Raw genomic sequence first — 10,009 nt, forward strand, 5'->3', positions numbered from 1 at the left:
ATAAAGAAGTCAATTCACAAGGACAGGGAAGCTGCCATATGACAAAGGAAGTTAAAAGCTTATGGGGCTGTATTATCGTGTTGTTTTCTTGCGTACTTGTGTTGGGATGTGTGCTCTTGTTTCGTCTTATTGATCGTTCAGATGTGGGTACGATTCGTCTTCCGGGTGGTGGTTCATCGGTCGTTGCCTCTGTGGGTAGTGATCAGATTACAGAATCACAGTGGGTAGATGAGTTGAAGAAGCAATATGGCTCTATCGTAATGGAGCAAATGCTTAACAAGCGAGCGGTGGATCAGGAGGCACAAGCACTTGATGTGCAAGTAACGAGCAAGGAAGTTGAGGCAGAGATTCGTAAACAGATGGCCGGCTATGAAAGTATGGAAGCGTACTATTTAGCCATGCAGGAGCAATTAGGATTGACGCCTGAACAGATTCGAGAGGATGCAACGTACAATTTGCTGCTTGAGAAAATTGCAATACGGGACATCAGCGTAACAGAAGAAGAGATTAGTCAGTACCTTAAAGAAAATCGTCAAGAGTATCATCCTGTCGCTTATGAATTGTCGCATATCGTAGTCGATACATTTAAAGATGCAGAACAAGCTCTAAAACGGCTCGGTGAAGGTATCTCATTTGGTGCATTAGCTGGTCAAATATCTACGGATCCTTACACAGTTGAGCAAGAGGGCAAGCTAGGTTGGGTTGAAGATGATGATCCATTTATTGATTCCAATGAGCTTGCAGCCGCGGCGGCTATGGAGGTCGGTGATTATTCAAGACCGATTAAGGTGAAGGACGGCTATGCTATTATATTGTTGTCTGGCAGAAGAGATGTTGAACCTGAGGATCGAATGACCATTCGCGAGCAGGTATCTCGTGACCTAGCGCTTTCAAAGGCACCTCCTTTGCGGGAGGTAGAGAAGCAGCTTCGAGACAAGTACGCTGCGCAATGGAAGAGCACACATTCATAGAACAAGAAAGAGCTCTTATAAGAAAACGGCAGACGTTCTTATAAGAGCTCTTTTCCTTATTTTACAAACAAGTTATTGACATCAACGGTTATCGTTGATATATTATTAGTAATTAAAACCAAGTGAATTAGTCGGAAATAATATTATACGCTCATAGTAGGAGGGTTACTTATGGCAAGAATCGTGAACAATGTAACGGAATTGATTGGAGATACACCACTTGTGCGTTTGAACCGTGTAGTACCGGAAGGCAGTGCTGAGGTATACGTGAAGTTGGAATACCAGAATCCGGGTGCTAGCGTTAAAGACCGTATCGCGATCAGCATGATTAACGTTGCGGAGCAAGAGGGCATCATTAAGCCAGGAGATACAATTGTTGAGCCTACAAGCGGTAATACGGGTATCGGTCTCGCAATGGTGGCTGCTGCAAAGGGCTACCGTGCTATTCTCGTTATGCCTGAGACAATGAGCTTGGAGCGTCGCAACTTGCTTCGTGCTTACGGAGCTGAGCTTGTTTTGACTCCTGGATCGGAAGGTATGAATGGAGCAGTACGTAAAGCAGAGGAACTCGCAGCAGAGAATCCGAACTACTTTATTCCACAGCAATTTAAGAATCAAGCAAATGTAAAGATTCACCGTGAAACAACAGGGCCAGAAATTGTTGAGGCGATTAACTCGCTTGATGGTAAACTGGACGGATTTGTTGCTGGTATCGGCACAGGTGGAACGATCTCTGGTACAGGTGAAGTATTGAAACAGAACTTCCCGGACATTCGCATTGTTGCAGTAGAGCCAGCTGCTTCTCCTATTTTGTCTGGAGGCAAGCCGGGTCCACACAAGATTCAAGGTATCGGCGCGAACTTTATTCCTGATATTTTGAACCGTGATATTTATGATGAAGTAACTACTGTGGAAAATGACGATGCTTTCGAGCTTGCTCGTCGCGTAGCTAAGGAAGAGGGAATTTTGTGCGGTATTTCCTCAGGTGCGGCGATTCTTGCTGCATTGAAGTTAGCTAAGGAACTAGGCTCTGGCAAGCGTGTAGTGGCTGTTGTTCCAAGTAATGGTGAGCGTTACTTGAGTACACCATTGTTCAGCTTCGAGAACTAATACTATCGTTATCCTATAATAGATCGTTTACGATAACATCCCTGCTGGGTAGGCACTGAGTATGATAAGTGTCTACCTAACAGGGTTTTTTCATCATTATACATTTTCTTCTTTATTTTATAATGGTTGCTAGAATGATTGACTATGGCGATGAGATCGCATTAAATATTAGTATTCGCCCGCCATTCATACATGTTGGCGCATAGATAAGGATAGGATGGGGGTGTCATTTTGATACTCGTAATCGATAATTATGATTCCTTTACGTATAATCTCGTACAATATTTATCGGAACTTGGAGAAGAAGTTACCGTTTACCGCAATGATGATATCGATCTTGCAACAATTGAGCAGTTGGAACCTGACCATATTTTACTGTCTCCAGGTCCAAGCACACCAAATGAAGCGGGAATAACACTTGCTGTCATTGAACATTTCAAAGGCCGGATTCCTATTTTAGGAGTTTGTTTAGGGCATCAAGCGATAGGACAAGCGTTCGGTGGCCGAGTCATTCGTGCCGGACGTCCGATGCACGGCAAAACCTCATCCATTTATCATCATGGGATGTCCGTGTTTGAAGGGCTACCGAATCCATTTACAGCCACTAGGTATCACTCGCTTATTGTTGAACATAATTCATTGCCAGATGCTCTAGAAATTACAGCGCAAACTGCTGAAGGTGAAATTATGGGTATGCGTCATAGAGATTATTTAATAGAAAGCGTGCAATTTCATCCGGAATCTATTGTTACGGAGCACGGTCATCACATGCTGAAAAACTTCCTTAGCAGGAGAGTGAGTAGCTAGATGGTTACTATCGGTTGGAATGGGGAGTTAAAATCAAGTTCCGAAGCCATGGTTTCAGTAGCAGATCACGGTTTTTTGTACGGAATGACCTTGTTTGAGACGATGAGGACTTATGGTGGCAAGCCCTTTCTATGGGAGAGGCATTTGGAGCGTTTGTGCAGTGCCTGTCACGAAGTGGGTATAGTATTGCTCCTCGATAAGGAGAAGCTGCATCAGCATATTCAGGATGTAATGGCTGCGAATAAATTATCTGAGGCTTATATTCGTTTAACCATTAGTGCAGGCGAGCAAGGCGATGGGTTGCCAACGGGGGATTACACCAACCCACAAGTTATTGTGTTTGCTAAGCCACTGCCGCAGCTACCCGGAACTTTATATGAGACAGGGAAACCGCTACAGCTGTTGAATACGAAGAGAAGCAGTCCTGAGACTGTAATTCGAGTAAAATCAGGTCATTACATGAACAATATTATTGCGAAGCGGGAATTAGGCACATACGCTTCGGCGCTGCAAGGAGCAGAAGGGTTGATGCTGAACGCGGAAGGAAGTATTGCTGAAGGTGTAGTAAGTAATGTGTTTTGGATTACAGCGGGACAGCTATATACGCCTGCGATCGAAACAGGTATTTTACCTGGGATTACTCGTGCTGCTGTGTTGGAACTGGCTGAACAGCAAGGTATTCGATATAAAGAAGGGGCGTACACTTGGTCTCATCTATTAGAAGCGGATGAGGTATTTCTGACCACTTCTATTCAAGAACTGGTTCCTGTCACATTGTTATGCGATGTAGAGCAGCGGCAATATGTTGTTGGGGATGGGACAATTGGTAGAGTAACCAACCAACTGCTTGAACGATATCGTCAGATGACGACAAGCGGATAAGCAACTAGAGAATGACAGTAAAGGGGTGGGGCTTATGCTGAAGCCTACTATATATACGCATCAATATGCATTAGGTAAGCATGGTGAGGTAGTGTTGACACTTTCCGAGCGGACCTTGATCATGGGAATATTAAATGTAACACCCGATTCCTTTTCAGACGGTGGCAGCTATACCGATGTAGAACGTGCATTGGAACATGCGCATCGGATGGTAGCTGATGGTGCTGACATCTTGGATATTGGCGGAGAATCTACCCGTCCAGGCTCAGAGCCAGTTGGGTTAGAGGAGGAGCTTCGCCGTGTGATTCCGGTTATTGAAGCAATACGGCGTGAGCTTCCGCACACTGCTATTTCAATAGATACGTACAAAGCAGAGGTTGCAAGGCAAGCGCTGGAGGCAGGTGCTCATATTATGAATGATATTTGGGGTGGCAAGCTAGATGCGGAAATGGTTCAGGTGGCAGCTGCTTATCAATGCCCGATTATATTGATGCATAACCGACCCGAGCGAAATTACGAGAGTTATATTGAGGATGTCATGCAGGATCTGCGCGAAAGTGCTGAGTTGGCGTTAGATGCGGGAGTGAAACGCGAAAATATTTGGTTAGATCCTGGAATGGGCTTCGCTAAAACAGGTGATGACAATCTTCAATTAATGCACCATCTTGATGAAATGGTTGCTTTGGGCTATCCTGTTCTGCTTGCAACATCCCGAAAACGGTTCATACAGAATGTATTAGAAGCTCCTGCTACCGATGTAATTGAGGGTACAGCGGCTACAGTTGCTTTGGGCATTGCTCAAGGTTGTCAAATGGTGCGCGTCCATGATGTAAAGCAAATCGTTCGTACTGCTCGGATGAGTGATGCGATGCTATATAAAGAAAGTATTAAGATTTAGATTCAATCCATTTAAGCTGAAACATGGAAAGAGCAACAATCGTCAATAACGAGGTATAGACCGGAAATGATAAGGGAGGAATCTGATCTCATGCTACATAAAGAAAGTGACCATCACTCTAAGCTGCCTCCAACTACGCGGAAAAGTGTGGTACGCCCCGATCGAATGAAGATGGACCGTATGTCTTTTTTCGGTAAGCATGGTGTTTTTGAAGAAGAACGAAAATTAGGACAACGTTGGTACGTGGATTTGGACATGCAAATGGGCTTGCAGGAAGCGGGTCTCTATGATGATCTGAATCAATCGATTAATTACGCGCTTATCCATGAGACAGTTCGTGTCATTATGGAGGAAGAGTCGTACTTACTAGTCGAGGCACTTGCTGAGCGCATTGCTTCTGTATTACTGGATTCGTACGCTCGAATCGAGGAAATAACCGTACGCGTGACCAAGCCCAATCCGCCGTTTGACATTCGCTTTGAAGGTGTTACCATGGAGATTGTGCGTGCACGCGTGGAAGAAGTAGAGAGGGGCGAAGGCTAGATGCCTGAACAGCATACTTCTTCATCCAATAGAGGTTGGGTAAAAGCGTTTATTGCACTTGGAGCTAATCTTGGAGATCGTGAACGTACACTAAGTGAGGGACTTCGCTATCTTCATAAAAATGAAGATGTGAATGTCCTCGATTGCTCTTCTTTATATGAGACAGACCCTGTCGGGTACGTTGACCAACCAGCGTTTCTAAATATGGCTGCTGCAGTAGAAACTAGATTAAGTCCAGAGCAGCTACTCGATGTCATGCTTGATATTGAACAGCAGCTAGGAAGAGTTCGAGAGGTTCGTTGGGGCCCACGGACACTAGATCTGGATCTACTGTCTATGCAGGGAGCGCAAATGGAAACAGATAAGCTTATTTTACCTCACCCCCGAATGGGTGAGCGATTGTTCGTACTAGTTCCGCTTGCTGATATTGTAACTTCTTCGGATGAACTGTACGCATTCGTCCATGATGCCTTGGGCACAATGGAAGGAAAGGAAGGAATTCGGCTGTGGAAGCGAATCGATTCAGCAAGAGAATTCGTGCTTTCCGAAAGCTTCGTGGAATGACACAAATTGAACTTGCCGAAATGACAGATGTATCGATCACAATAATTGGTGAGATTGAGCGAGGTAATCGCTCAATTGATGATCGTCTCCTTCAGCGTATCGCGCAGGCTTTGCGCGTAACAGTAGAAGAACTCGTTGGCAGCTAAAATAATGAATAAATAAGACAGCATAGAACGCTGACAGGGAAAGGAGCGAGAGTACATTGTTGAAGATTGCAAATATCGAAATGAAAAACCAGGTAGTACTTGCCCCGATGGCAGGCGTGTGTAACCCGGCATTTCGTCTAATTGCTAAAGAATTTGGAGCAGGCTTAGTCTGTGCAGAAATGGTTAGTGACAAAGCGCTTGTTCATGGTAATGAACGAACGCGAGAAATGTTGTATGTTGACGACCGTGAGAAGCCGCTTAGCTTACAAATATTCGGAGGAGACCGTGCGACTCTTGTCGAAGCAGCGAAAATCGTAGATAAGCATTCTAACGCCGATATCATTGATATTAACATGGGCTGCCCCGTACCTAAAGTTACGAAGTGCGATGCAGGGGCACGTTGGCTGCTGGATCCAAACAAAATTTACGAGATGGTGTCGGCTGTTGTTGATGCCGTCGACAAACCCGTTACAGTTAAGATGCGTATCGGATGGGATGATGATCACATTTATGTAGTTGAAAATGCGCAAGCTGTTGAACGTGCAGGTGGTCAAGCAGTAAGTGTGCATGGGCGTACACGTGAGCGGCTATACTCCGGAACAGCGGATTGGAGCTACATTAAACAAGTAAAAGAAGCGGTCAACATTCCGGTCATCGGAAACGGTGATGTCTTCTCGCCAGAAGATGCGAAGCGTATGTTGGATATGACGGGTTGCGATGGTGTTATGGTTGGACGAGGTGCACTCGGTAATCCGTGGATGCTATATCGTACAATTGAATATTTGACAACAGGGGAACTACTGCCTGATCCGGCGCCAGAAGAGAAAGTTCGTATTGCTTTGGTGCATATGGATCGCTTAATTGCTCTAAAAGGCGAGAATGTGGCTGTAAAAGAGATGCGTAAGCATTTGGCGTGGTATTTAAAAGGTCTCCCTGGAGCTGCTCGTGTGAAAGACGCTATTATGGAAGAGAGTCATCGTGACGAAGTGGAACGCATGCTGGGTGAATATGTCGAACAAGTAAAAGCTGGGTTGTTTGACCGTAAGGCAAACCCTGATGCAGCTATGGATGCTTCGGCTGTTCATTAGTAAGTTGCACTACGATGAAGCGTTTACACAGATGGGTGTTTACACTCATTGACTTTTGCTAATCCATCCCATATAATTCAACATTAGAAAATTCGCCTCATACCTTGAAGTGAAAAAGGTTGCTATGCTTCAGCGTTCCAACCATGTTCAAGGCAGTCATCATGATAGCTTGACGCCATATGATGAGAGTAGGGATTCGCATGGATGTGCGGGTAACCGCTCCAATACGACCGGGCCATAGGTAGGTCGGAGTGCGAAAATATTGATCATGACAGGAGAATCGGTAAGATGAGCGATAAACAAGTTATTCTGACTCAGGACGGTCTGAAGAAGCTGGAGGAAGAGCTAGATAACCTCAAATCCGTTAAACGTCGTGAGGTGGCGGAACGGATTAAAGTAGCTATCGGGTACGGAGATATTAGTGAGAACTCCGAATATGAAGATGCGAAGAACGAGCAGGCGTTTATCGAAGGTCGTGTTCTTACGTTAGAGAAAATGCTCCGCAATGCGCGCATTATTAACAATGATGAGATCGACACAGATACGGTAAGCATCGGATCTACTGTCATTGTAGAAGACTTGGAGTTTGGTGACACGATGGAGTACACAATTGTAGGTACTGCTGAATCCGATCCGTTGAAGAATAAAATTTCAAACGAAAGCCCAGTTGGGAAAGCGATTCTCGGCAAGCAAAAAGGAACAGTCGTAGAAGTAAATGTTCCAGCGGGCGTTATTCAATACAAAATTGTAGAAATTAAGCTGTAAAAAATCGTTGCTACGGTTAAGAGGATTTATAGCTAGGGAATGAGAATGGGGTGAAGAAGCTTCCAGCAGGGGGCTTTTTTCCGTGGTTGTCATATGGGATTGATGGCTACCCCTTAACTTGTGGCTTTGACACGCATTGGAGCGGTATTCGGTTGTTCTTCATTTTGAAGGACAAGCCGTTACCGCCTTATGCATTTATAAGACTAAACTATTGAGCCATAACCTTTATTATGTGGGCAGGCTGCAGGTAAGGAGTGAACGATGATGACGGATGTCGTTAATCAAGAAGTAGAGTTAAGTGAATTATTGCAAATTCGCCGCAACAAGTTGGATGAGCTGCGTAAGCTTGGGATCGATCCGTTCGGTGCGAAATATACGCGTACACATACGGCAAATGAGATTTTAAGCAAGTATGCAGGAACAACGAAAGAAGAGTTAGAAGAACTGAAAGTAGAAGTTAGCATTGCTGGCCGCATTATGGCTAAGCGTAGTATGGGTAAAGCGAGCTTCTCCCATGTTCAAGACTTGTCTGGCCGTATTCAAATTTATGCGCGCCAAGATACAGTTCCTACAGATAAATACACAGCGTTCGATATGCTTGACCTTGGTGATATCGTAGGTGTTCGTGGTATTGTTTTCAAAACAAAGACTGGCGAAACGTCTATCAAGGTGCTTGATTTGGAAGTGTTGTCGAAGTCTCTTTATCCGCTACCTGAGAAATATCATGGCCTTAAAGACGTCGAGCTACGCTACCGTCAACGCTATGTAGACCTAATTATGAACGAAGACGTTCAACAAACATTTATTGCGCGCTCTCGTATTATTCAATCCATGCGTCGCTATTTAGACTCTTTAGGTTATTTGGAAGTTGAAACGCCAACGCTTCATACAATTGCAGGTGGTGCTGCTGCTCGTCCGTTCGTAACACATCACAATGCGCTCGATATGACATTGTATATGCGTATTGCGATTGAGCTTCATTTGAAGCGTCTGATTGTCGGCGGTTTGGAAAAAGTGTATGAAATCGGTCGTGTATATCGTAACGAAGGTATTTCTACTCGCCACAACCCTGAATTCACGATGATCGAGTTGTACGAAGCGTATGCTGATTACAAAGACATCATGAGTTTGACTGAGAATATGGTTGCTCATATTGCTCAAGAGGTTTTGGGTACAACAAAAGTGAACTATCAAGGTCATAAGATCGATTTGACGCCGCAATGGCGCCGTGTATCGATGGTGGATGCAGTTAAAGAGGTTGTAGGAGTAGACTTCTCTCAACAAATGACGACGGAAGAGGCTCATCAATTTGCGAAAGAGCATAAGGTGCATGTGGAGCCGCATTGGACGTTTGGTCACATACTAAATGCTTTCTTCGAACAGTTTGTTGAAGAGACACTTATTCAACCAACGTTTATTACAGGTCACCCATTGGAGATTTCTCCACTGGCAAAGAAAAACGATCAAGATCCACGATTCACAGATCGTTTCGAGTTGTTCATCGTTGCTCGTGAGCATGCGAATGCATTTACAGAGCTTAATGATCCAATCGATCAACGTCAACGCTTTGAAGCTCAGCTTACAGAGCGCGAACACGGAAATGACGAAGCGCATGAAATGGATGATGATTTCATTCGTGCGTTGGAGTACGGCATGCCTCCTACAGGTGGACTAGGTATCGGAATTGACCGACTCGTTATGCTGCTTACTAACGCACCGTCCATTCGTGATGTACTATTGTTCCCGCATATGCGTGATCGTTCTAACAACTAATAGATGGTTTAGACCGCGTCTTAAAGGCGCGGTCTTTATTTATAATGGTGTACTTGTATCGATAATTAATGATTCGTATCGTTATAACAGAAAAACAAATTGTTAATGTAGGAATAGATTATGAAGAAATAGAACAAAACTAAACTTGGTACTACGTTAAATATTTACCTAAATATGGACTATTGCGAAAGCTTGACGCTACTGTTGCTTATGTGATAAATTATTTAAGTCGCTTCGGTGCGTAACACAAATTAAAACGAGTTGCTAACAAGCAATAATGACTTTTAAAAAAAATTGTTGACATCGAAAGTTGAAAATGATATATTATAAAGGTCGCCACTGAGAAACACGGCGAACGAGAGCGAAAGAAAACGAGTCGTAAGATAAGTGATCTGAGCCGAATTGTTCTTTGAAAACTGAACAACGAGTGAAACGTTTGATATAAGAAATTCAGCAATGAAT

The 10,009-nt window shown here is 44.2% G+C and carries 11 protein-coding genes; all 11 read left to right on the plus strand.

All coding sequences use genetic code 11. The features are described from left to right. Nucleotides 1–38 precede the first annotated feature (38 nt). Nucleotides 39–971 carry a peptidyl-prolyl cis-trans isomerase gene (locus IFO66_RS20690; protein ID WP_192026939.1) on the plus strand — a complete coding sequence of 311 codons (933 nt, stop codon included), beginning with the start codon at nt 39–41 and terminating at the stop codon, nt 969–971. 171 nt (nt 972–1,142) lie between these two features. Further along, on the plus strand, nt 1,143–2,081 hold the full coding sequence (gene cysK, locus IFO66_RS20695) for a cysteine synthase A (RefSeq protein WP_192026940.1): 939 nt from the start codon (nt 1,143–1,145) through the stop codon (nt 2,079–2,081). 231 nt (nt 2,082–2,312) lie between these two features. Beyond that, nucleotides 2,313–2,888, plus strand: a complete 576-nt coding sequence (locus tag IFO66_RS20700) for an anthranilate synthase component II (RefSeq protein ID WP_192026941.1) — start codon at nt 2,313–2,315, stop codon at nt 2,886–2,888. Next, nucleotides 2,889–3,770: an aminotransferase class IV gene (locus IFO66_RS20705; RefSeq protein ID WP_192026942.1), complete on the plus strand. Its 882-nt coding sequence runs from the start codon at nt 2,889–2,891 to the stop codon at nt 3,768–3,770. 34 nt (nt 3,771–3,804) lie between these two features. Next, nucleotides 3,805–4,668: a dihydropteroate synthase gene (gene folP / locus IFO66_RS20710; protein ID WP_192026943.1), complete on the plus strand. Its 864-nt coding sequence runs from the start codon at nt 3,805–3,807 to the stop codon at nt 4,666–4,668. 165 nt (nt 4,669–4,833) lie between these two features. Next, nucleotides 4,834–5,211, plus strand: a complete 378-nt coding sequence (gene folB, locus IFO66_RS20715) for a dihydroneopterin aldolase (protein ID WP_192026950.1) — start codon at nt 4,834–4,836, stop codon at nt 5,209–5,211. Beyond that, nucleotides 5,212–5,775: a 2-amino-4-hydroxy-6-hydroxymethyldihydropteridine diphosphokinase gene (folK, locus tag IFO66_RS20720; protein ID WP_192026944.1), complete on the plus strand. Its 564-nt coding sequence runs from the start codon at nt 5,212–5,214 to the stop codon at nt 5,773–5,775. After that, nucleotides 5,718–5,921 carry a helix-turn-helix domain-containing protein gene (locus IFO66_RS20725; protein WP_028595171.1) on the plus strand — a complete coding sequence of 68 codons (204 nt, stop codon included), beginning with the start codon at nt 5,718–5,720 and terminating at the stop codon, nt 5,919–5,921. The genes folK and IFO66_RS20725 overlap by 58 nt, the downstream gene beginning before the upstream one ends. Nucleotides 5,922–5,977: 56 nt before the next feature. After that, nucleotides 5,978–7,009: a tRNA dihydrouridine synthase DusB gene (gene dusB, locus IFO66_RS20730; protein ID WP_192026945.1), complete on the plus strand. Its 1,032-nt coding sequence runs from the start codon at nt 5,978–5,980 to the stop codon at nt 7,007–7,009. Between the two features lie 288 nt (nt 7,010–7,297). Then, on the plus strand, nt 7,298–7,774 hold the full coding sequence (gene greA / locus IFO66_RS20735) for a transcription elongation factor GreA (protein WP_192026946.1): 477 nt from the start codon (nt 7,298–7,300) through the stop codon (nt 7,772–7,774). A 264-nt stretch (nt 7,775–8,038) separates the two neighbouring features. Beyond that, entirely contained in the window at nt 8,039–9,547 is a 1,509-nt protein-coding gene (gene lysS, locus IFO66_RS20740; RefSeq protein ID WP_192026951.1) for a lysine--tRNA ligase, read from the plus strand. The last annotated feature ends 462 nt before the right edge of the window (nt 9,548–10,009 follow it).

The organism is Paenibacillus arenosi, from assembly GCF_014841135.1.
GTDB classification, from domain to species: Bacteria; Bacillota; Bacilli; order Paenibacillales; family Paenibacillaceae; genus Paenibacillus_B; species Paenibacillus_B arenosi.